The 22623-nt window shown below is 66.3% G+C and carries 20 protein-coding genes and 2 tRNA genes; 9 read left to right on the forward strand and 13 right to left on the reverse strand.

Annotated elements, in window-relative coordinates:
* Nucleotides 1–25: 25 nt before the first annotated feature.
* From glnA to PAM7066_RS01880, 3 genes are all read left to right on the forward strand, one after another.
* A complete protein-coding gene (gene glnA, locus PAM7066_RS01870; RefSeq protein ID WP_085852413.1) occupies nt 26–1432 on the forward strand; it encodes a type I glutamate--ammonia ligase in 1407 nt (468 codons plus the stop codon).
* Between the two features lie 189 nt (nt 1433–1621).
* A complete protein-coding gene (locus tag PAM7066_RS01875) occupies nt 1622–2041 on the forward strand; it encodes a hypothetical protein (RefSeq protein WP_085852414.1) in 420 nt (139 codons plus the stop codon).
* Nucleotides 2042–2136: 95 nt separating this feature from the next.
* Complete coding sequence (locus tag PAM7066_RS01880) at nt 2137–3786, forward strand: BCCT family transporter (protein WP_085852415.1); 1650 nt, start codon at nt 2137–2139, stop codon at nt 3784–3786.
* Between the two features lie 357 nt (nt 3787–4143).
* Here the strand turns inward: PAM7066_RS01880 and hmuQ are convergent, their stop codons facing one another.
* The 4 genes from hmuQ to PAM7066_RS01900 all read right to left on the reverse strand — a co-directional run bounded on the left by hmuQ (nt 4144) and on the right by PAM7066_RS01900 (nt 8998).
* Nucleotides 4144–4455 carry a heme-degrading protein HmuQ gene (gene hmuQ / locus PAM7066_RS01885; protein ID WP_085852416.1) on the reverse strand — a complete coding sequence of 104 codons (312 nt, stop codon included), beginning with the start codon at nt 4453–4455 and terminating at the stop codon, nt 4144–4146.
* Between the two features lie 1091 nt (nt 4456–5546).
* Nucleotides 5547–5621, reverse strand: a tRNA-Val gene (locus PAM7066_RS01890).
* A 248-nt stretch (nt 5622–5869) separates the two neighbouring features.
* Nucleotides 5870–8275, reverse strand: coding sequence for an endopeptidase La (lon, locus tag PAM7066_RS01895; RefSeq protein ID WP_085852417.1), 2406 nt, complete (start codon nt 8273–8275; stop codon nt 5870–5872).
* A 156-nt stretch (nt 8276–8431) separates the two neighbouring features.
* Nucleotides 8432–8998, reverse strand: coding sequence for a hypothetical protein (locus tag PAM7066_RS01900; protein WP_176237560.1), 567 nt, complete (start codon nt 8996–8998; stop codon nt 8432–8434).
* 116 nt (nt 8999–9114) lie between these two features.
* On the opposite strand from PAM7066_RS01900, the gene recJ reads away from it, so the two are divergent.
* A complete protein-coding gene (gene recJ / locus PAM7066_RS01905) occupies nt 9115–10875 on the forward strand; it encodes a single-stranded-DNA-specific exonuclease RecJ (protein WP_245749557.1) in 1761 nt (586 codons plus the stop codon).
* 90 nt (nt 10876–10965) lie between these two features.
* Nucleotides 10966–11040, forward strand: a tRNA-Glu gene (locus PAM7066_RS01910).
* Nucleotides 11041–11179: 139 nt separating this feature from the next.
* Here PAM7066_RS01910 and PAM7066_RS01915 read toward each other — a convergent pair.
* From PAM7066_RS01915 to PAM7066_RS01940, 6 genes are all read right to left on the reverse strand, one after another.
* On the reverse strand, nt 11180–11698 hold the full coding sequence (locus PAM7066_RS01915; RefSeq protein WP_085852419.1) for a CarD family transcriptional regulator: 519 nt from the start codon (nt 11696–11698) through the stop codon (nt 11180–11182).
* 174 nt (nt 11699–11872) lie between these two features.
* Nucleotides 11873–12208, reverse strand: a complete 336-nt coding sequence (fdxA, locus tag PAM7066_RS01920; RefSeq protein ID WP_085852420.1) for a ferredoxin FdxA — start codon at nt 12206–12208, stop codon at nt 11873–11875.
* Between the two features lie 85 nt (nt 12209–12293).
* Nucleotides 12294–12671 carry an RNA-binding S4 domain-containing protein gene (locus PAM7066_RS01925; RefSeq protein WP_085852421.1) on the reverse strand — a complete coding sequence of 126 codons (378 nt, stop codon included), beginning with the start codon at nt 12669–12671 and terminating at the stop codon, nt 12294–12296.
* Nucleotides 12672–15671, reverse strand: coding sequence for a helicase-related protein (locus PAM7066_RS01930; protein WP_085852422.1), 3000 nt, complete (start codon nt 15669–15671; stop codon nt 12672–12674).
* A 98-nt stretch (nt 15672–15769) separates the two neighbouring features.
* Nucleotides 15770–15994 carry a hypothetical protein gene (locus tag PAM7066_RS01935; RefSeq protein ID WP_085852423.1) on the reverse strand — a complete coding sequence of 75 codons (225 nt, stop codon included), beginning with the start codon at nt 15992–15994 and terminating at the stop codon, nt 15770–15772.
* A 130-nt stretch (nt 15995–16124) separates the two neighbouring features.
* On the reverse strand, nt 16125–16679 hold the full coding sequence (locus PAM7066_RS01940; RefSeq protein WP_085852782.1) for a tetratricopeptide repeat protein: 555 nt from the start codon (nt 16677–16679) through the stop codon (nt 16125–16127).
* A 76-nt stretch (nt 16680–16755) separates the two neighbouring features.
* Between PAM7066_RS01940 and PAM7066_RS01945 the strand changes: the two genes are divergently transcribed.
* Entirely contained in the window at nt 16756–17040 is a 285-nt protein-coding gene (locus PAM7066_RS01945) for an SCP2 sterol-binding domain-containing protein (RefSeq protein ID WP_085852424.1), read from the forward strand.
* The gene (locus PAM7066_RS01950; protein WP_085852425.1) at nt 17041–17982 is read left to right on the forward strand and encodes an alpha/beta fold hydrolase; all 942 of its coding nucleotides are present in this window, start codon (nt 17041–17043) and stop codon (nt 17980–17982) included.
* A 7-nt stretch (nt 17983–17989) separates the two neighbouring features.
* On the opposite strand, the gene PAM7066_RS01955 is transcribed toward PAM7066_RS01950, so the two are convergent.
* A complete protein-coding gene (locus PAM7066_RS01955) occupies nt 17990–18706 on the reverse strand; it encodes a proteasome-type protease (protein ID WP_085852426.1) in 717 nt (238 codons plus the stop codon).
* 403 nt (nt 18707–19109) lie between these two features.
* Between PAM7066_RS01955 and tpiA the strand changes: the two genes are divergently transcribed.
* Entirely contained in the window at nt 19110–19862 is a 753-nt protein-coding gene (gene tpiA / locus PAM7066_RS01960) for a triose-phosphate isomerase (protein WP_085852427.1), read from the forward strand.
* Nucleotides 19863–19954: 92 nt separating this feature from the next.
* On the opposite strand, the gene PAM7066_RS01965 is transcribed toward tpiA, so the two are convergent.
* Together PAM7066_RS01965 and dksA are read right to left on the reverse strand one after the other, a co-directional pair.
* Nucleotides 19955–21019, reverse strand: a complete 1065-nt coding sequence (locus PAM7066_RS01965) for an FAD-dependent monooxygenase (RefSeq protein WP_085852428.1) — start codon at nt 21017–21019, stop codon at nt 19955–19957.
* A gap of 38 nt (nt 21020–21057) precedes the next feature.
* A complete protein-coding gene (gene dksA, locus PAM7066_RS01970) occupies nt 21058–21471 on the reverse strand; it encodes an RNA polymerase-binding protein DksA (protein ID WP_085852429.1) in 414 nt (137 codons plus the stop codon).
* Nucleotides 21472–21691: 220 nt separating this feature from the next.
* On the opposite strand from dksA, the gene PAM7066_RS01975 reads away from it, so the two are divergent.
* Nucleotides 21692–22531: an AAA family ATPase gene (locus tag PAM7066_RS01975; protein ID WP_085852430.1), complete on the forward strand. Its 840-nt coding sequence runs from the start codon at nt 21692–21694 to the stop codon at nt 22529–22531.
* Nucleotides 22532–22623: the final 92 nt, after the last annotated feature.

Here is a 22623-nt window from a genome sequence, read left to right on the forward strand (position 1 = left end):
CGACATACCAAACAGAGAGAGACCCATGAGCAAGGAAGACATGCTGAAGACCATCAAGGATGAAGGCGTCGAATACGTCGACATCCGCTTTACCGACCCGCGCGGCACGCTGCAGCACGTGACGGTGATGGCCGACCAGGTGGACGAGGATTTCCTGGACGAAGGCTTCATGTTCGACGGCTCTTCGATCGCCGGCTGGAAGAGCATCGACCAGTCCGACATGAAACTGATGCCCGATCCGGCATCGGCCTACATGGACCCGTTCTACGCCGAGAAGACACTCGCCGTTCACTGCACCGTGTACGAACCCGACACGATGGAGCGCTATGACCGCGACCCGCGCGGCACCGCGCGCAACGCCGAGGAATACCTCAAGGCGTCCGGCATCGGCGACACCGCCTATATGGGCCCCGAGGCCGAGTTCTTCCTGTTCGACGACGTCCGCTACTCGGTCTCGATGAACAAGGTGTCCTACCAGGTCGACGCCGCCGACGGTGCGTGGAACAGCGACGCCGAGTTCGAGAGCGGCAACATGGGCCACCGTCCCGGCATCAAGGGCGGCTACTTTCCGGTGAACCCGGTGGACGACGCGCAGGACCTGCGCTCGGAAATGCTGTCGACGATGAAGCGCATGGGCATGAAGGTCGACAAGCACCACCACGAGGTCGCGTCCTGCCAGCACGAGCTGGGCCTGATCTTCGGGACCCTGACCGACCAGGCCGACCAGCTTCAGAAGTACAAGTACGTCATCCAGAACGTTGCCCACGCCTACGGCAAGTCGGCCACGTTCATGCCCAAGCCCATCGCGGGCGACAACGGCACCGGGATGCACGTCAACATGTCGATCTGGAAGGACGGCAAGCCGCTGTTCGCGGGCGACAAGTATGCCGACCTGTCGGACGAGGCGCTGTGGTATATCGGCGGGATCCTGAAGCACGCCAAGGCCCTGAACGCGTTCACCAACCCGACGACGAACTCGTACAAGCGCCTGATCCCCGGCTTCGAGGCCCCCGTCCTGCGCGCCTACTCGGCCCGCAACCGCTCGGGCTGCGTCCGTATTCCGTGGGCCGAGTCGCCCAAGGCCAAGCGCGTCGAGGCCCGCTTCCCCGACCCGGCCGCGAACCCCTACCTGTGCTTCGCGGCGCTTCTGATGGCCGGCCTCGACGGGATCAAGAACAAGATCAATCCGGGCGAAGCCATGGACAAGGATCTCTACGATCTGCCCCCCGAAGAGCTGAAAGGCATCCCGACGGTCTGCCACAGCCTGCGTGAGGCGATGACCGAGCTCGAGGCCGACATGGACTTCCTGACCGCCGGCGATGTTTTCACGAAGGACCAGATCCAGGGCTACATGGATCTCAAGTGGCAAGAGATCTACGCCTACGAGCACACGCCGCACCCGATCGAGTTCAAGATGTATTACAGCTGCTGAACCGGCCAACCGGAAAGCTATTGAGGGGCGTCCGCAGTGGCGCCCCTTTCCCGTTTCCGCGCTCCGCGCGGTGATGAGAACGAAATGTAAACGGGTCGCTGGAATGCTCTGCTTAGCCGTCACGCCTGGGATCTGGCGCGACACAGCAGGGGGAACACCGTGACCGACGCTTCTCACAAGACCTCAGCCATGATCGCGTTCGCCAGTAACGAGGCGGCGGGATTCTACGATCTGCCTGCCCTCATCGGCGGCGTGCTGTCCCGGACCGGCGCCTCGATCAGCGCGCTCGATCTCGGCCTGTCGGGCGATAGCATCCGCTATGCCACCGACCACGGCGATCTCGAACTTCTCGGCCGCTTGCACGACGATGGCGCGTGGCAAGTCACCGTCACCTGCGACGCGGTTGGAGGCCTCGGTCGGCAGCTTTGCTTCCAGGTCGTGCGCCGCCTGATCGGGCGGTTCCCCGTGTCGTCGGTCTTCTGGCAGCCGACCCGGCAGCGGCTGGCGCCCGGCAGCTTCACCTGGCACGCGCTCACCGTTTCGCCGCGTCGCTGGCGTGCTCCCTCGATAACGATCTTCCCAGCCAATCACGCCGCAGCCACGATCTGACTCTCGGTCACCTTGCGTTTGTGTCGATGCCTCTGCACGCTACATCAGCCGAAACCGGCCGTAGCGGGCCCAGGCCGACCAATGCCAGGAGCGAGATGAAACAGCAGATCACCCAGAGCCGGCTCTGGATCTTTCCCAAGGTTCATCGCCCCGTCTTCGCCACCTCCGCCATCCTGATCGTCGCCTTCATCCTGTTCGGCGCGATCTTCTCGGACACGGCCAACACGATCTTCACCGGCCTGCAATCGGCGCTGACCACCTATCTCGGCTGGACGCTGATCGTCCTCGTCAACGCGCTTCTTCTCTTCGTCATCTTCCTCGGGTTCGGGCCGTACGGGGACATCCGCCTCGGCTACATGGACGAGTCCCCCGAATACGACCTGTTCTCGTGGACGGCGATGCTGTTCTCGGCCGGAATCGGCATCGGCCTCATCTACTGGGGCGTGGCCGAACCGATGTACCACTTCTTCGCGCCCCCCCGGCTCGAGCCCGAGACGCAGGCCGCCGCGCAAGAGGCCATGGCGATCACGTTCCTCCACTGGGGGTTCCACGCCTGGGCGATCTATGCCGTCGTCGCGCTCAGCCTCGCCTATTTCCACTTCCGCAAGGGCCTGCCCCTGTCGATCCGCTCGTCGCTCTATCCGCTGATCGGAGACCGCATCTACGGGTTCTGGGGCGACGTGGTGGACACGCTGGCAGTGTTCGGCACGATGTTCGGCATCGTCACCTCGCTCGGCCTCGGCGCGATCCAGATCAATGACGGGCTCGGGGTGGTCTTCGGGATCGAAAACAGCGTCTGGGTGCAGATCATCGTGATCGCAGTCATCACGGCCATGGCGACGCTGTCGGTGGTCGCCGGCCTCGACGGCGGCATCAAGCGGCTGTCGAACATCAACGTCATACTTTCGATGGTGCTTCTGGCCTTCATGATGATCGTGGGACCGACGCTCTTCATCCTCGACAGTTTCATCGAGAATTACGGCAACTACATTGCCAAGCTCGTCGATCTCGGCACCTGGACCGAAGGGTGGAGCGGCGGAAACTGGCAGAACGCCTGGACGATCTTCTACTGGGCGTGGTGGATCAGCTGGGCCCCCTTCGTGGGCGTGTTCATCGCCCGCATCTCGCGCGGGCGCACGATCCGCGAGTTCGTAGCGGGCGTGATGCTGCTGCCTTGCACGATCATGTTCTTCTGGTTCTCGGCCTTCGGCGGCGTTGCCATCGACATCTCGCTCGGCGGCGACCAGACCCTGATCGAGGCCACGCAAGAAGGCTACGGCAACACGATGTTCGCCTTGCTCGAGTATTTCCCGCTGGCAAGCGTGACGTCCATCTTCGCCGTGGTGCTGATCGTGTTGTGGTTCGTCACCTCGTCGGACTCGGGCAGCTTTGTGATCGACATGCTGACTGCGGGCGGGGACCCCGATCCCCCGAAGGTCCAGCGCGTGTTCTGGGCTGTTGCCGAGGGGTGCGTCGCGTCGGTCCTGCTGCTCGCCGGCGGCCTGTCGGCCCTTCAGGCGGCGGCGGTGGTGGCGGGCTTCCCCTTTGCCATCGTCGTGGTGCTCATCACCTACGGATTGTGGCGCGCGCTTGCCTGGGACCCGCTGATCGTCCACCGCCACAACCTGCGCTACCGTACGGACGTCGAGGCGGACCACAACATGCCCAACGAGCTTCCCGGCAGTGCCGAAGACATCGGCGAGTCCACCGAGCCCGAGGATGCCCGCGCGGCGCCCGCCGAATGACCACGCGGGGCGGGTCATCCCCGCCCCCCGATCCTCAGCTCCGCCGGCAGCTCATCCCCGCCATCGCCGCCGCCCCGCCCGAGGCTGGGGCAATCCGTCCACCCGGTAACTCGTCCTCGGGAATTCGGTGGAATTGCAGCGACGAGTCCACCGTGAACCCCGCTCCAAGAGGTGCGCACGCATCGGGAGTCCGCCCCCTCGGCCAGAGCTTCGGCGGTGCCCATGTCGGCCCGTGGAGGAACCGTTGCCGCCCGCGTGGGTCGCAGACCGATCCGGCGTCGCGCTAGGGGGCGAGGTAGGCTCGATCGGTGCTCGCCTTCAGGTGAGCTATGTCAGGCCCCGCCGCGCGACGCAGGCTCAGGTAACGCTCTGGACACTCTCGAAGATTTCGAGCTTCGGCGGCCCGAGATAGAGGTCCGTCTGGGGGCGCACCCCGGAATGCGCCTTGCGGAATGCGTCCGAGCGGGTCCAGGTCTCGAACGCCTCGCGGCTTTTCCAGGTGGTATGGCTGGCGTAGAGCGTGTGATCCTCGTTCGTCTCGCCCTTCATCAGGTGAAAGGCGACGAAGCCCTCGACCTCTTTCAGATGGCTGTCGCGGCTGGCCCAAATCTCCTCAAAGGTCTCTTCCTGGCCGCGAGTGACCTTGAAACGGTTCATTGTCAGATACATGGGGACCTTCCGAGTGATGTGGTGCCATCACCTTGTAGGATGTCCCGCGCCCCGGCGACAGGGGCGCAAAGCCACACAGGCACGACCGGCTCGGCCGCGCCTTTCTCGAAAGACGGTGCGTTTTCTGTTGGCAAGCGTGCGCAAAGGCTCCTTTGGCCGCTTGCACTGTCGACGGGGATATTTGCCGCGGCGTTGATGCTTCCGGACAACGCAGCGAACAATCCTGTCGCGCCATTCCTCGGGGGCCGCTCCCGCCCTACAAGCACTACTGGTTTCTGTGGGCACTCTTCCTGCTCTGTTCGGCAGCGGCTCTGGCAGTTCCACTTGTTTTGCGCTTTCCCGAAGCGTCATTCGCGTGTCTCGCCGCTGTGGCTATCGCGATTTACCTGACACTGCCCCGTCTCCGAAGAGACGAGGCCGTTGTTCCTTGGAGCTCGCCGCAATGCACCTTTTCACGTGCTGGGAATGATCTGGGCACGTTCATCGACCTGAGTCACACGATACTCTCAGCAGCCTTCCGAATCGCCTGCAGCAGGTCTGCGTAACCTCCCTATGGGTGCACCTCTTGGTGGGAGTGCTGGCCGGCCGGGGTTCTCTTTCCCCTCGCGCGTCTTGCCACTGCGCGTCGGTTGCGCTTGGAACGGGTTCTGGGTTCCCAGGCGCTGGGGGGAACCTGAAACGCCGTGCGGATTTACCTACGCTATCGACGACGTTCCCGCCCCGCCGGTCCTTTGTACCTCCGCGTCTGGTTCGGTCGTCTGAAACTTGAGCGCATTTTCCTTGTTTGCCACCGATCGGCCTGGAAGCCCGCGACATGGCCGCAACGCCCGGCGGGCAACGAAAGCACGCGTTGCCGCAAACGTCATTGGCTAGTCGAAGGCCATCAGAGGCACGAGACGGCGATGCTCGAGTCCCGAGCCAGCGCCGCCGGTGGGACGACCGGATGTTCCCGATGTTCGTCATGCCGCGCGGGCGCACACGGCAGGATGATGTCTGATCATCGCCAGCTTCGCGGGCGGCGGAAGCCAATGCTTGGCTGCTCGCCCGACGGCATTTCGGCGCGAAACCCCCATCGGAACAAGGGGTACGAATGGTGGGCGGTACTGGGATCGAACCAGTGACCCCTTCGGTGTGAACGAAGTGCTCTACCGCTGAGCTAACCGCCCGGTGGCGCGTTCTGTATCGCGGTCGGTAAAGGGCCGCAAGGTTCTATCGCTCCGATGGCAGGCAAATTCCTGACAATCCGCCTCCTTCGCATCGGAGCTTGATCGGGGTCAGTAGGTCCTTCTGCTTTGCCCCACGCAGCACATCCGCCAACGGGGCAGTGCGGGCAAGCGCTTCAAAAAGAAACGGCGCGCCGCCCAAGCGACGCGCCGTCGAAGTGTCGGACCGGGCGGGAGCGCCCGCTCCGGGATCAGTGCGGCAGATGCGCCGCGTTCTCGGCCGCGGCGGAGCGGGCCGCGCGATCGGCGTCGGCCGCTTCCTGCGCTGCCTCGTCCCACTCGACCGGCTCGGGCTTGCGCACGAGCGCATGCTCGAGAACCTCGTTCACGTGGGAAACGGGGATGATCTGCAGCCCCTCCTTCACGTTGTCGGGGATGTCCGCCAGGTCCTTCTCATTCTCCTTCGGGATCAGCACCGTCTTGATGCCGCCACGAAGGGCCGCGAGCAGTTTTTCCTTCAGGCCCCCGATCGGCAGCGCGTTGCCGCGCAGCGTCACCTCGCCCGTCATGGCGATATCCTTGCGGACCGGGATCTGGGTCAGCACCGACACGATGGACGTCACCATCGCCAGACCTGCCGAGGGGCCGTCCTTCGGCGTCGCGCCCTCCGGCACGTGGACGTGAATGTCCAGCGTGTCGAATTTCGGCGGCTTCACCCCGATCCGGGGCGAGATCGACCGGACGAAGCTGGAGGCCGCGTCGATCGACTCCTTCATCACGTCGCCCAGCTTGCCGGTGGTCTTCATCCGCCCCTTGCCCGGCAGGCGCAGCGCCTCGATGTTCAGAAGCTCCCCGCCGACGCTGGTGTAGGCCAGCCCCGTGACCACGCCGATCTGGTCCTCTTCCTCGGCCAAGCCATAGCGGTGCCGCGGCACGCCGAGGAAATCCGACAGGTTCTCGGGCGTGACGACGACCTTCTCGACCTCTTTCTTGACGATCTGGGTCGTGGCCTTGCGGGCCAGTTTCGCCAGCTCGCGCTCGAGGTTCCGCACGCCTGCCTCGCGGGTGTAGGTGCGGATGATGGCCGTCAGCGCCTCGTCGGTGACCTCGAATTCGCCTTTCTTCAGGCCGTGGTTCTCGACCACCTTGGCGATCAGGTGACGCTTGGCGATCTCGGCCTTCTCGTCCTCGGTGTAGCCGGCCAGCGGGATGATCTCCATCCGGTCCAGAAGCGGCCCCGGCATGTTGTAGGAGTTCGCCGTGGTCAGGAACATCACGTCCGAGAGGTCGTATTCCACCTCGAGATAGTGGTCCACGAAGGTCGAGTTCTGCTCGGGGTCGAGCACTTCCAGCATCGCCGAAGCGGGGTCGCCACGGAAGTCCTGGCCCATCTTGTCGATCTCGTCGAGCAGGATGAGGGGGTTCGTGGTCTTCGCCTTCTTCAACGCCTGGATGATCTTGCCGGGCATCGAGCCGATATAGGTCCGGCGGTGGCCACGGATCTCGGACTCGTCCCGCACGCCGCCAAGCGAGATGCGGATGAACTCGCGCCCCGTGGCCTTCGCGACCGACTTGCCGAGCGACGTCTTGCCCACGCCCGGAGGGCCGACGAGGCACATGATCGGCCCCTTCAGCTTCTTCGACCGCTGCTGGACCGCCAGATACTCGACGATCCGCTCCTTCACCTTGTCCAGGCTGTAGTGATCGTCATCCAGCACCTTCTGCGCCCGGGTCAGATCCTTCTTGACCCGCGACTTGTCGCCCCACGGGATGGACAGCATCCAGTCGAGGTAGTTGCGCACGACCGTCGCCTCGGCCGACATGGGCGACATGTTCTTGAGCTTCTTCAGCTCGGCCTCGGCCTTGTCGCGCGCTTCCTTCGACAGCTTGGTCTCGGAGATGCGCTTCTCCAGCTCGGCCACTTCGCCTTCGCCGTCCTCGCCGTCGCCCAGCTCCTTCTGAATGGCCTTCATCTGCTCATTCAGGTAATACTCGCGCTGCGTGCGCTCCATCTGGGATTTCACGCGGGTCTTGATCTTCTTCTCGACCTGCAGGACCGAAACCTCGCCCTGCATCAGGCCGTAGACCTTCTCCAGCCGCTGCGAGATGTCGAGCGTCTCCAGAAGTTCCTGCTTCTGCGCCACTTCGACGCCCAGATGGCCCGCCACCAGGTCGGCCAGCTTCGCGGGATCGTTGGTCTCGCCCACGGCGGCAAGCGCCTCTTCGGGGATGTTCTTCTTTACCCGGGCGTATTTCTCGAACTCTTCGCCGACCGAGCGCAGCAGCGCGACGACGGCCTCTTCGTCACCGACCGCCTCGGTCAGTTCCTCGGCTTCGGCTTCGAAGAAGCGATCGTTCTCGACGAATTCGGTGATGCGCACGCGGGCGCGGCCTTCGACCAGCACCTTCACGGTGCCGTCGGGCAGTTTCAGCAGCTGCAGCACATTCGCCAGTACGCCCGACGTATAGATCCCGTCGGAGTCGGGATCGTCCTGCCCGGGGTCGATCTGGCTCGCCAGCAGGATCTGCTTGTCGTCCGCCATCACCTCTTCCAGCGCGCGGACGGATTTCTCGCGGCCGACGAAGAGCGGCACGATCATGTGGGGGAACACCACGATGTCGCGCAGGGGCAGGACAGGATAGGTATGCTCGGTCATCAAGTTATCCTTCTTGGCAAGGACCACGCGTCCCGCTTCGCGGCAACGGCCCGGGTCCTCCGGTGACGGGACAGATGTGGGGGCACGCCGTCCGTTTCGCAAGCTGGTCCGATCAGCCGACCGACACTGCCTTCGCGTCGCTCTGGACGCAAGCGGTCAGTCGGGATCCGAGGGGGTCATGTAGGCGACGCCGGCCATGAACAGAAGCGCTTCCGGGCTGGAAAGCTCGAGTTCGGTGACCATCAGCATCCGGTCCTCGAAGTAGGGGATCAGCGTGACGGTCCCGCCGGCGCTGATCCCCTCGGTATCGGGGACGTGCGCGACGAGCTGCGGCAGATCCTCGGGACCGCAGGGCGTGTCGGACAGGAGGTCGGCCAGCGTCTGGTTGCGGGTGTCCTCGAGCAGCGCGTCCACCGCATCCGTGTCGTAGATCGGCCCGTCGGCAAGCGCGAGGTCGAGCGGCTGACCCTGCAGACTGTCGAGGAAGGCCGACTCGATCCGGCCGTCGCGGATCACGACCGGGGCGGGATCGGGTGCGCGGAAATAGCTGTCGGCATGGGACTCGAGGGCGATCTTTTCCTGTGCCGTCCAACGCCCCTCGATCGCGTCCAGAACCGCCTCGGAATCGCCATTTCCACACAGGCTCTGTGCCGCCGCGGGGCCGGCGGCCAGCAGGCAAATGGCGATCGCACGCGCGATGTTGGCTGGATCACTCATACTCATGTGTTCAGGCATACGCCCGGCGACGGATGGTGCCAAGCAATCCCCGAGGGACACCCTTCCTTGCGGCGGAACTCCGCGATATGGTGGCGGGACTTCCCGGATGAACGAGATATGCCGTGCCGCGCGACGAGATCACACGGGCCTTCCTGGGCGTCGAAAGCTCCCTCACCGGCCGCCGCTGGATCGGCCCCACGGCCGAGGACGACCGCCTGGCCGAAGCGATGTGCCAGGAAACCGACCTGCCCGACCCCGTCGCGCGCGTCCTCTGCCGCGCCGGCATCGCGCCCGAGGGCGCTGCGGGCTACCTTGCGCCGTCGATCAAGGACCTGCTGCCCGACCCGCTGACCCTGCGCGACATGGCCCCCGCGGCCGAGCGGGTGCTGCAAGCCGTCGCCCGCCGCGAACGGGTTGCCGTCTTCGGAGATTACGACGTCGACGGCGCGGCCTCTTCGGCGCTGCTCCTGATCTGGCTGCGCGCCCTCGGGCTCGACCCGACGCTCTACATTCCCGACCGGATCGACGAGGGCTATGGTCCGAACGAGGCCGCCATGGAGCAGCTCGCCGCCGACCACGACCTGATCGTCTGCGTCGACTGCGGCACCCTGTCCCACGGCCCGATCGCCGCCGCCGTCGGTGCTGACGTGATCGTCCTCGACCACCACCTGGGCACCGAGACCCTGCCCGACGCCATCGCCGTGGTGAACCCCAACCGGCAGGATGAAAGCGGCGACCTGGGCCATCTCTGCGCCGCTGCGGTCGTGTTCCTGCTGCTGGTCGAGGCCAACCGTCGACTGCGCGAAGGCGGAACGCGCGGGCCGGACCTGATGGCGATGCTCGACCTGGTGGCGCTTGCCACCGTGGCCGATGTCGCGCCGCTTGTCGGAGTGAACCGCGCGCTGGTGCGGCGGGGCCTCGACATCATGCACCGCCGCGCCCGTCCCGGCCTCGCCGCGCTGTCTGACATCGCGCGCCTGACGGTCGCGCCCTCGGCCTATCACCTGGGCTATGTGCTGGGACCGCGGATCAATGCCGGCGGCCGCGTCGGACGCGCCGATCTGGGCGCGCGGCTGCTGTCAACCGCCTGCCCGGACGAGGCCGCCTCGCTGGCCGAACGGCTGGACCAGTTCAACACCGACCGGCGCGAGGTCGAGAACGCCGTGCGCGACGCCGCCCTCGCCCAGGCCGAGACCCGCGGCGTCGACGGCCCCCTCGTCTGGGCCGCGGGCGCCGACTGGCACCCCGGCGTCGTCGGCATCGTCGCGGCGCGCTTGAAAGAGGCGACCGGCCGCCCGGCGGTGGTGATCGGCGTGGCCGACGGCATCGGCAAGGGCTCGGCCCGGTCCATCGCCGGCGTCGACCTGGGCGCCGCGATCCACCGCCTCGCGCAGGAGGGCCTGCTTCTGAAGGGCGGTGGCCACCGCATGGCCGCCGGCCTGACCGTCGCCGAGGATCGGATCGAGGACGCCATGGCCCGCCTTGGCGACCTGCTCGCGCGGCAGGGGGCGGCCGCGGGCGAGCCGCGCGGCCTCAAGGTCTCCGCCCTGCTCATGCCCGGTGCCGCGACGACCGAACTTATCGACGAGATCGAGCGCGCCGGCCCCTTCGGCCAGGGCTCCCCTGCCCCGCGCTTCGCCTTCCCCGACTGCCGCGTCACGTCGGCCCGGCGCGTGGGCGAGAGCCACCTGAAGATCAGCTTCACCGACGGCATGGGCCCCCGCGTGGACGCCATCGCCTTCGGCGCCTTCGACGGCCCCCTGGGTCCCGCACTCGAAGGCCATGGCGGCGCCCGCTTCCACCTCGCCGGACGGCTCGAGATCAATCACTGGCAAGGCCGCGCCCGCCCGCAGGTCCGGCTCGAGGACGCTGCGCCGGCCTAGAGAAAGTTGCCGCGAGGTGAAGGAAACTTTCACGAAAATCGCTCTTGCACCCCCCAGCGAGTTTCCTTAGACAGCCGCTCACGACAGGATGGCCCGTTCGTCTATCGGTTAGGACGCCAGGTTTTCAACCTGGAAAGAGGGGTTCGATTCCCCTACGGGCTGCCATTTTTCTGTCGCTTCCCCAGATTTAAGACTCGTGATGCCGCCAATGCGCTCGGCTCACGCGAAGCCGCTGCACCGCGCTCAAAGAAAAAGGCCGCGCCCCTTTCGGAGCGCGGCCTTCGATTTCCCACGGACGATCGGTTCAGGCGGCGGCGGCCTTGCGCTCTTCGAGAACCGAGTCGACCTGGCGCTGCGCGGCACCCTCGTCATCCCCGGACACGGCCGCGATCTCGCGAACCAGACGCTCGAGTGCGGCCTCGTAGAGCTGACGCTCCGAATACGACTGCTCGCGTTGATCATCGGTGCGATGCAGGTCGCGCACCACCTCGGCGATCGCGATCAGGTCGCCCGAGTTGATCTTCTGTTCGTATTCCTGCGCGCGGCGGGACCACATGGCCTTCTTGACCTTGGCCTTGCCCTTCAGCACCCCCATCGCCTTCGTGACGACATCGGGCGACGAAAGTTGACGCATCCCGACCTCGGACGCCTTGTGCGTCGGAACGCGCAGCGTCATCTTGTCCTTCTCGAACGAGATCACGAACAGCTCGAGCTCGAGCCCGGCGATCTCTTGTTTCTCAATCGAGAGGATCTGACCCACGCCGTGGGCGGGATAGACGACGTAGTCGTTCGGACGGAATTCCGGCTTCTTCGATTTGCTCATGGCAGACAGTGTTCCTTCTCAGGCCCCGGGGCTCAGCCGCGCGAAAGCGCCGGGAACACAAACATATCCCGCCGCTCGGACGCATCCGCGCCCGATTTCGCTGCTGTGAGGGACACCATAGCACAAAAATCAGGCCTCCGCCAGCGGGGTCCGCTGCCGCTTCGTGCGACGCGCTCAGCCGCCCTCGCCGGGCGCCTCCGAGAAGAGATCCATCTTGCCTTCCTTGCCATCCATCTCTTCGGCATCGGGCAGCGGGTCCTTCTTGGTGACGATCACGGGCCACATCTCGGAGTATTTCCGATTGAACTCGACCCATTTCTCCGCCTCGGGATCGGTATCGGGGCGGATCGCGTCGGCCGGGCATTCAGGCTCGCAGACGCCGCAATCGATGCATTCGTCCGGGTGGATCACCAGCATGTTCTCGCCCTCGTAGAAGCAGTCCACGGGGCAGACTTCCACGCAATCGGTGTACTTGCAGGCGATGCAGTTGTCGTTGACGATGTATGTCATGATGGGTCCCGTATCGGAATCGTCGCGGGCATAGACCTTTGCCGCCCGAGGTTCAAGCGGCGGCCCGTCCTAATCGAGCCCCGGCCTAGTCTGCCTCGTGCCACCCGGCGTCACGGTCGAGCACGCGGCGTGCCTTCTTGGTAGGGCGCCCGCCCGGTTCGGCGCGCGGGGCCGTCTGGTCGCGGGGCGCGGGCGGCGGAGAGCGATCCTCGTAAAGCGCCTGCGCCTCGCTGGCGGGACCGCGCCTTTCGCCAGGAGCGCGCACCATCACCACCCGGACGTTGTGCCCCTGCGTAAAGGTCAGTGTGTCGCCGACCCGCACGCTGGCCGAGGGCTTCGAGACCCGCTGGCCATTTACCCGGATGCCGCCATCCGTCACGACCTTCGCGGCAAGGCTGCGCGTCTTGAAGAAACGCGCGAAGAACAGCCATTTGTCGAGCCGGATGGCAGACGCGGCCTCCACTCAGTTCTTGCCCTTCAGCCCCATGAGTGCCTCGGCAAACGGGTTCGAAGGGTCGATCGGCTTTTCCCTGCGGGGCGGGCGCGCCTCGGTCTTCTGCGGCTTGTCGCCCTTCGGACCCTTTTTACCCTTGTTGCCGCCCGGCTTGCCCTTGGGGCGCGCCTGCTGGCCACGCTCGTCGGTGCCGCGCGGGCGGTTGCCGCGGCGCTCGCCCCGACCGCCCCAGGTGAAGGTGTAGAACACCTCGGTCTCGTCCGTTTGAGCGGCGGGGGACGCAGCCTCGTCCGTGACAGCAGCGACGTCGGCGTTCTCGGGGGCATCGGACGACCCTTCGGGCTCGGCCATCACCGGTTCCGCCTCGTCCGGCTGCGCGGTCGAAAGAGCCTCGTCCGTTACCGCAGCGACATCGGCGTCCTGAGGGGACTCCTCGGCCGTCGGCACCGTGCCCGGACCGCCCGGCGCGGGCGGCACTTCCGACGGCGGCTGCGCCGGCCCTTCGGGAGGGACGTCCATCGGCCGCTCGGGTGGGCTCGACGGCGGGGTCTCATCCGGGGCCGGGTCTGGTACGGGAGTCGGCTCTACCGGGGGCTGCTCCTTGGGATCGGCGCTGGCGGGCGGAGTGTCCTTCGGGCCGGCGACCTTTACCCGCTCGCCCCGCTCGGACTTGTAGCCCAGCCCTTCCATCAGCTTCGAGAACTGCTCGAGCGTCATCCCGGTGATCGACAGCATGTCCTGTGACGCCTCGAACCCGGCACGGGAATCCTTGGCACGCAACAGGTCGGCCAGCCGTTCGAGCATGTCGATGCGGATCGCACGCTCGCCTGCAAGCCGATAGCCCGCCATGGTGTAGGTGCCGGCCGGAACATCCTGAACCGCGGGAATGGTGACCAGGCCCGGTGGCGGGCTTTCGGGAAATTCGTCGAAGCCCTGGTGGAGCGACCACAGCACCAGCCGCAGCCGCGTCGGCGCGGGCTTGAGCAGCGCGGGAAGGAAGACGGTGAACTGGCCGAAACGCACGCCGTGCTTGCGCAGTTGACCGCGGGCGGCCTGGTCGAGATCCTTGACCTCGTTCGCCACCTCGCCGCGCGTGATCACGCCCATGGTCTCGATCAGGCGGTAGGCGAAGCCCTTGGCAAGACCTTCCAGCGCCTCGTCCCGCTGCATCGCCAGGAGCGGCTCGAACTGTGCGGCAATCTTGCGGTCGATGAAATGCTGCAGGCGCCGCTCGACCTTCTGCTGCACCTCCGGGCCGGCCTCGTCGTCCACGAAGGCCAGCGCGCGCGGCTTCAGCGGATCGTCGCCCTTCGTCAGGCGACCCACGGCGTCAGAGCCCCACATCAGGCCGCCCTGCTCGGTGAAGTCGAGCTCGGAATCGGGCGCGTTGTAGAACCGATCCGCCCGCAGGTGGAACTGGGGCGCCAGCGCGGCGGCGCTGGCCTGCCGGAGCGTCTTGGCTTCGTCGGGGCTGCCCGCCTTGTCCTGGCGGAAACGGAATCCCTCGATCCGACCCACATACTGACCTTCGACGGTCACCTCGCCCTTGTCGTTCACTTCGGCCACCATGGCCTCCTTCTGCTTGAGCCGCCGCAGGAGAACACTCGTGCGCCGGTCCACGAATCTTTGCGTCAGCGCCTCGTGCAGGGCGTCCGACAGTCGATCTTCTACCGCGCGGGTGGCTTCGCGCCAATGGCGCTCGTCATCCACCCAGCCCTTCCTCTGTGCAACATACGTCCAAGTGCGGATATACGCCAAGCGTTTCGACAACGCGTCGATATCTCCGTCGGTTCGATCGATCCGCTTGACCTGCCGCGCCATCCAATCATCCGGGACCCGGCCAAATTCGTGCAGGAAACCGTAGATTGTCTCGAGAAGACCGGCATGTTCGGACGCGCTGATCCCGCGGAAATCGGGGATCCGGCACACGTCCCACAACAGTCTCACGGCAGGCGCATCACGGCATGCCTGCGCCACATCGGGCAACGCCGACAGGGTCTTGAGCGCGGACAGGTCGTCCGCCTCGCGCGCCCGCTGCAATCGTTGGTGGTCGGACCGTTGCTCGAGAGAGGCGATCAGCGCGTCGGGCGTCCCGAAGTTCAAACGCGCGTTGCGCCATTGCAGAAGCTTGATCGGGGCGAACCGGTGGTCGCAGATCGCCTCGGCCACGTCATCTTCGAGCGGTGGCGCCTCGCCCGTCACGCCGAAGGTGCCGTCGTTCTGATAGCGCCCTGCCCGCCCGGCGATCTGGGCAAGCTCGTTAGGTTGCAGGTCGCGCATCCGTCGCCCGTCGAACTTGCGCGTCGCCGAGAACGCGACGTGGTCGATGTCGAGGTTCAGCCCCATCCCGATCGCATCCGTCGCGACGAGGTAGTCGACATCGCCGTTCTGGTACATCTCGACCTGCGCGTTCCGCGTCCGCGGGCTGAGCGCGCCCATGACGACGGCAGCACCGCCCTTCTGGCGGCGCAGAAGCTCGGCAATGGCATAGACGTTGTCGACCGAGAACCCGACGATGGCCGAGCGCGGCTTCATCCGGCTGATCTTGCGGCTGCCGGTGTAAAGCAGGGTCGAGAACCGCTCGCGCCTGATGAAGAACGCTTCGGGAACAAGCTCGGCGATTGCGCCGCGCATCGTCTCGGCGCCCAGGAACAGCGTCTCGTGCGTCCCCCGGGCGCGCAGGAGGCGATCGGTGAAGACATGGCCGCGCTCGGGGTCGGCGCAGAGTTGGATCTCGTCGATGGCAAGGAAATCGGTGCCCATCGCCTCGGGCATCGCCTCGACCGTGCACACCCAATATTGCGTCCGCTCGGGCACGATGCGTTCTTCGCCCGTGACCAGCGCCACCACCGACGGACCGCGCAGGCCGACGAGCTTGTCGTAGACCTCGCGCGCGAGAAGGCGCAGCGGCAGGCCGATGATGCCGGAGCGATAGCCCAGCATCCGTTCGATCGCGTAATGCGTCTTGCCGGTATTGGTGGGGCCAAGGACCGCCGTAATCCGTCCCATTGCGTCCTCTTGCTCGCCCGCCCCTTAAGTGAGGTCCTTGGCGGCGAAGGACAAGCCCTGCTTGTACCGCCGCCCCGAAAGGGACGGCGGCACGGGGCTCATTCCATGCGCGCGGCGTCGTTGCGCACGATCTGGATCCGCTCGATCTTCGGGCTGTTGTCCTCGCTCGGCTTCGGAGTCAGGACGACCGGTCGGAGAACTGGCGTCAGGTCCCGGATGATCCCGAAGCCCAGCCCGTCCTCGTGCGACGCAGGCTCGGCCCGCGCCTGTCCGACCGCAAGAAAGCCAAGCGCGGCAAGGCCCGCAAGTCGTGTAAGTTTCATGATTGCCTCGATCTGCTCTGCCCGCGTCTTTGCGCGCGGGTCCGGCCTGAAGAGAGCACAGTTTCGCCCCGTTGTCAGGGGCCGTCTCGGGGAGCGAATCACCCGTTGCACGAAAGCGACGGCCAAGCCGTCAGAGCGTGCGACCCTCGACCGACCGCTCCAGTTGCGGAACGACGGCTTCGACCTGCGGGCTCGAGGGGTAGAGCTCTTCGACCTCACGCCATGCCTCGAGCGCGGCCTCGTCCGCGCCAAGGTCCATCAGGATCACCGCCAGCCCGGTCAGCGCGCCGAAGTGGCGCGGGTTCAGCGCGAGCGTCTGCTGAAGGTCTGCCAGGGCCGGGCCGAACTGTCCTTCCTGGAAATACGCGGTGGCGCGGGCGTTGTAGGCTTCGGCAAACCCGGGCGCATGGTCGATCAGGGCCGTGAAGTGGCCGATGGCCTCGTGCGTTTCGCCCGCGTCCAGCGCCGCGCGGCCTCGTTCCAGCAAGAGGTCCATCGCCGGAGAGCCTGATTTCGACCATTCCGAGATGATCTTGCCCGCGATTTGCTGGGCATCGGTCCCGTCGGCGCGTTGCAGCGCCGCGAACAGATCGTCCAGCCGCCCGTCATCCGCCTGAGCCAGCGCGGACCCGGCAGTCAGCAGCAGTGCCGCAACGGCAGATTTGAGATTGCGAAGGTGGAACATCATATCGAAGGTGAGCGTAACCGATTGCCGGCGGATGTCACGTCCCGGCCGAAACACGAATGCAGGAGCACGACCCATGAGCGAGATGATCGACCAGGCGGTGAAAGAGCTGAACCAGAAAACCGGCGGCAGCTTCGACGGCTCGGCCAAGTTCGTGGTCGAGGACGAGGGCACCATCATGCTCGACGGTGAAGGCGCCCGCGCCGCCGACGAGGAGTCCGAGGTCACCCTGACGGCCGACGCCGACACGTTCCGCGAGATCTTCGAGGGCGAGCTCGACCCCACCGCCGCCTTCATGTCCGGCCGGCTGAAGATCGACGGCGACATGAGCCAGGCCATGAAGCTCGCCTCCGCTCTCTGAGTGCAAGAGGCCCCCTTTCATAACGACGTCGCAGGCGGTCCGGATACTGTTCGGGCCACCTGGATCGAGGCCGAGGACGCCGTGCGGCTGCGCGTCGCGACCTGGCCGGCGCCGACCCCGCGCGGCACGGTCCTGCTGTTTCCCGGGCGCACCGAATATGTCGAGAAATACGGCCAGGTCGCCGGTGATCTGGCCGAGGCGGGGTTGACCACCGTTGCCATCGACTGGCGCGGCCAAGGCCTTTCGGACCGGCTGCTGGCCGACCGGATGCCGGGCCATGTCGGCCATTTCGACGAATACCACCGCGATCTGGCAGCGCTCGTCGCCTTCGCAACGGCCGAGGGGCTGCCGAAGCCCTGGTACCTGCTGGCCCACTCGATGGGCGGCGCGATCGGCCTGCGCGCCCTGATCGAGGGTCTGCCGGTCGAGCGTGCGGTGTTTTCGGCGCCGATGTGGGGCATCTCGCTCGCGGCGTCCTTGCGGCCCGCGGCGTGGACCCTGTCCCTCGCCGCGCGGGCAGCCGGCTTCACCGACCGTTACGCGCCCGGCACCTCGCGCGGCGCTTACCAGAGCGACACCCCCTTCGAGGGCAACCTCCTGACCCATGACGAGGCGCAATACGCCCGCATGGCTGCGCAGACCTCGGCCTACCCGGACCTCGCGATCGGCGGTCCCTCCCTTGGCTGGCTGGGCGCGGCGCTCGCCGAATGCCGCAAACTGTCCCGCCGCCCCTTGCCGGCCACGCCATGCGTGACCCTGCTCGGCACGGACGAGCTGATCGTCGACGCCGCTCGCATCCGAACGCGCATGGCCAAGTGGCGCAACGGCAAACTGGTGCTGATCGAAGGCGGTCGGCACGAATGCCTGATGGAGACGCCGGAGCGGCGGGCGCGCGCCATCGCTACGGTGATGGACCACTTTCAGGTTCCGGTCACGTCGTGACGAGCGGCTAAATCTCGATTTCCTGGAACGCGTCGCGCAGGGCCTGGCTCCAGGCCACGCTCATCGCGCTGAACGTCTCGTCGTCGGGCTCGATCCGGCGCTGCTCCGCGATCCGCTGGGTGTCGGTCTCGATCACGCACAGGTCGAGCGGCATTCCGACGGACAGGTTCGAGCGGAGCGTCGAGTCCATCGACAGGAGAGCCGCCTTCTTCGCATCCTCGATCGAGGTTTCGGGCGTCACGACCCTGTCGAGGATCGGCTTGCCGTATTTGTGCTCGCCGATCTGAAGGTACGGGGTGTCCGCCGTCGCCTCGATGAAGTTGCCCTCGGGATATATCAGGAACAGCCGTGCCGCGCCGCCCCTGCGCTGTCCCGCGACGATGAACGACGCCCGCGCCGACTGCGACTTCGCGCCCATGCGCGAGGCCACCTGCTCGGTGACGGTGGCCAGCGTTTCGCCGACCATCTCTGCCACCTCCAGCATCGTATCGGCGGACATGATCGACCGGGCCTCGGGGTTCGCGGTCGCCTCGTCCAGCCGCGCCATCGTGGTCTGCGTGACCGACAGCGATCCCGCGGCCATGATCACGATCGCCCGCTCGCCCTCGTCCACGAAAGTGAACATCTTGCGATAGGTGGAAATGTTGTCGACACCCGCATTCGTGCGGGTATCGGCCAGAAGAACCAGGCCAGCATCCAACAAAAGGCCCACGCAGTAAGTCATCACAATCGCCCGGATTTGGTCGCCCGGCAGAAGCTAGGGATGCAACGGCGCGGCCACAACCGGCGAAACGCCCGATCTGCCTGTTCCCGTGCGTCCCACGTCGTCCGCCTTCGCGAATTACCATCTCGTCCCTAGGGCATAAGGGCTTGCCCTGAAGAAAAGGTGAAGAGGAGAATGCACCGGATCGTGACGCTTGGCAGGCCCGCAATGCCTGTGCCCGTCATATTCCGCCCGCTACGGGCGCCGTAGGCCGTAGCTGGCGGGACGGCGGCGTACTGGATCGCCGCCGCCTGCACCCGTTGGCACCCTCCGCGGGCCTTCCTCGACCGCGCCGGCGATGGCTTTTGACACTGCGTGAAAGCCGCTACCTCACAGGGCGACGACCCATCAAGGATGCAAGCTCATGGCCGACAGACGTAAACTCGCCGCAGGCAACTGGAAGATGAACGGCACCGCCGCCGCCCTGTCCGAGGTCACTGCCCTCGCCGGATCGCAGGGTGAGGCGAGATGCGAGATCCTGCTGTGCCCTCCCGCCACGCTGGTCGAGCGCATGGCCCGCGAGGCCGAGGGCACGAACATCGCCGTCGGCGGTCAGGACTGCCACGCGGCCGAGAGCGGGGCGCATACCGGCGACATATCGGCCCGGATGCTGAAGGACGCCGGGGCTACCTATGTCATCACCGGCCACTCCGAACGTCGCGCCGATCATGGCGAAAGCGACGAGATCGTTCGCCACAAGACCGAGGCCGCCTGGGCCGAAGGCCTCACCGTCATCGTCTGCGTCGGAGAGACGCTGAGCGAGCGCGAGGCCTCGAACACCATCGACATCATCAAGGGACAACTGGCGGGCTCGATTCCGGACCAGGCGACGGGCCACAACCTGGTGGTCGCCTACGAACCCGTGTGGGCGATCGGAACCGGCAAGGTCCCCACGACCGATCAGATCGGCGAGGTGCACGACGTGATCCGCTCCCAGCTCGAACGGCGGTTCGGCCCCGGCGTCGGCCGGTCGGTCCGGCTCCTTTATGGCGGGTCGGTCAAAGCCGCGAATGCGGCCGAGATCTTCGCGGTCGAGAACGTCGACGGTGCGCTCGTCGGCGGCGCCTCGCTGAAGGCCGACGATTTCGGCGGAATCATCGCGGCCCTAGACGGCTGACTTCAGCCCTGCCGTCCTTCATCCTGCCAAAAATGCTCCGGGGGACGGCAGAGCCCCCTATGAACCCGGGCCCGGGCGCTGACCCCTCGGGATCAGGCGGTCACATCGTGGTCATAGAGCCACCGGAACCGCGCCGGCAAGGCATGGGGCGCCGTCCGACCGATCACCCGGAGCACACCATGCGCGACGATGCGGCGCGCGCCACGCAGGTGATAGTTCCGCGCATTCGCATTGGCCGCCTCGATCGCGCGGCGGACCCGGGGCTTGCGTGCGGCTTCCCAGCAGGGAAGATCCCCGGCCTCCACCGCCGCGGCGACGGTCCATGCATCCTCGAGCGCTAGGTTCGCCCCCTGGGCCAGGAACGGCAAGGTGGGATGGGCCGCATCCCCCAGGATCGCGAGGCGCCCGTCCTGCCAGCGCTCGGCGATCGGGTGGCGGAACAATCCCCAGAGCGCGCAGGCCTCGACCCGGTCCAGATCAGCACGGGCGTCCGGAAATTCGGCGAAAGCGGCGCGGAATGCGTCCGGGTCGCCGGCGGTATGCCAACCCTCCGCGGCCCAATCCGCACGTTCTTCCACGCCGACAAGGTTCACGCGCCCGTCCGGCAGCGGGTAGCGGACCAGATGCCGGCCCGGCCCCATATCCACCCGCGCCTCCTCGGGCCGTTCGCCTTCGATGGTCGCGCGCCACGCGACCTGCTTCGTGAAGAATGGGCGATCCGCTCCGTTCAGAACGCTTCGGACGACCGAATGAAGGCCGTCGGCGCCTAACACGAGGCCCTCGGGCGGCGCTTCGACAGCTTGGGCGAAGGCGATCTCGATCCCTGCGGCTTGGGCGGCGTCGGCCAGCACGTCGATGAGGGCCGGGCGGGCGATCAGGCGGAACGGACCGTCCAAGGGCATCCGAACGACCTCGGCCCCGGTGGGGCCGTCCGCCAGAACCACCGCATGATTGGGGCGCGAGACCCGGCCGATCTGCGCGCCGAGCCCCAAGGCCGACAGGACCCGATACCCGTTGGGGCTGATCTGCAGGCCGGCACCGACCTCGCGCAGCGCCGTTGCGCGCTCCAGGACGCGCACCTCGCATCCACGGGCGCGCAGGGCGAGCGCGGCGGCGATCCCGGCGATCCCGGCGCCGATCACCGTGACGGGCTGCATCTTCCCCTCCTTGGCGCGAGCGCATCAGGGGTTGGGTGTCACTCCTCGCGATGCACCTTCTCGCGGCGCTCGTGACGCTCCTGCGCCTCGAGGCTCAGCGTGGCGATCGGGCGGGCGTCGAGCCGCTTGAGCGAGATCGGTTCGCCGGTGACCTCGCAATAGCCGTACTCGCCCTCGTCGATCCGGCGCAGCGCGGCGTCGATCTTGGCCACCAGCTTCCGCTGCCTGTCGCGCGTCCGAAGTTCCAGAGCACGATCGGTCTCCTCGCTGGCGCGATCGGCGACGTTGCGGGTGCCGTCCTGCAGGCCTTCGATGGTCATCCGGCTTTCGTCCAGAAGCTCGCCGCGCCAGTCCAGAAGCTTGCGCCGGAAGTACTCGAGTTGCCGCTCGTTCATGAACGGCTCGTCTTCGGCGGGACGATAGTCGTCCGGCAGAAAGGTTTCGACCTTCATTTCCCCTACTCCCCTATGACCTTGAGCCAGTTGATCTTTGAGCGGCTGGCTTCTGGCGTCGCTCTATCCGAAGGGTGGGGTCTTGTCACGCGGCAAGTGACGCCTATGGCACCCTGTCGCGCACAGTCCTTCACCAGTTCCGCAAGGCCGATAGGGGGCGCGCTTGCATCGCCCCCGGGTGCCGACTACCCCTCGGCGCCAGCCCCGACGGAGACCCGCCATGCAGTTCACCTCGACCGACAGCTACGTCGCCACCGCCGACCTGGAGATCGCGGTGAACGCGGCCATCACGCTTCAACGACCGCTTCTCGTGAAGGGCGAGCCCGGCACCGGCAAGACCGAGCTGGCGCGCCAGGTCAGCGCGTCGCTGGGGCTGCGGATGATCGAGTGGCACGTGAAGTCGACCACCCGCGCGCAGCAGGGCCTCTATGAATACGATGCCGTCAGCCGGTTGCGCGACAGCCAGCTGGGCGACGAGCGGGTGCACGACGTGCGCAACTACATCCGCAAGGGCAAGCTGTGGGAGGCGTTCGAGGCCGAGGAACGCGTCGTCCTGCTGATCGACGAGATCGACAAGGCCGATATCGAGTTCCCGAACGACCTGTTGCAGGAACTCGACCGGATGGAGTTCCACGTCTACGAAACGGGCGAGACGGTCCGCGCGCGCCTGCGTCCCATCGTCATCATCACCTCGAACAACGAGAAGGAGCTGCCCGACGCCTTCCTGCGCCGCTGCTTCTTCCACTACATCCGCTTCCCAGACATCGAGACGCTGAAGAAGATCGTCGCCGTCCATCATCCGGGCATCAAGGAAAGTCTTCTGACCACGGCACTGACGCAGTTCCTCGAGATTCGCGAGCAGCCGGGGCTGAAGAAGAAGCCCTCGACCTCCGAGGTGATCGACTGGCTGAAGCTGCTGCTGGCCGAGGATCTGACGGCCGAGGATCTGCGGCAGAGCGCTACGAACGCGCTGCCGAAACTGCACGGCGCGTTGCTGAAGAACGAACAGGATGTGCATCTGTTCGAGCGGCTGGCATTCATGGCGCGCCGCGGGCGCTAGGCCTGATTCTTCGTGGCGAAGCTGCATCCCTGCGCGGGAAGGCGCGGGGTCGCCAAACTGTCTGTTCACATTCGGGGCGCCGTGCCTGATGG

The organism is Palleronia marisminoris (genome assembly GCF_900172315.1).
GTDB classification, from domain to species: Bacteria; Pseudomonadota; Alphaproteobacteria; order Rhodobacterales; family Rhodobacteraceae; genus Palleronia; species Palleronia marisminoris.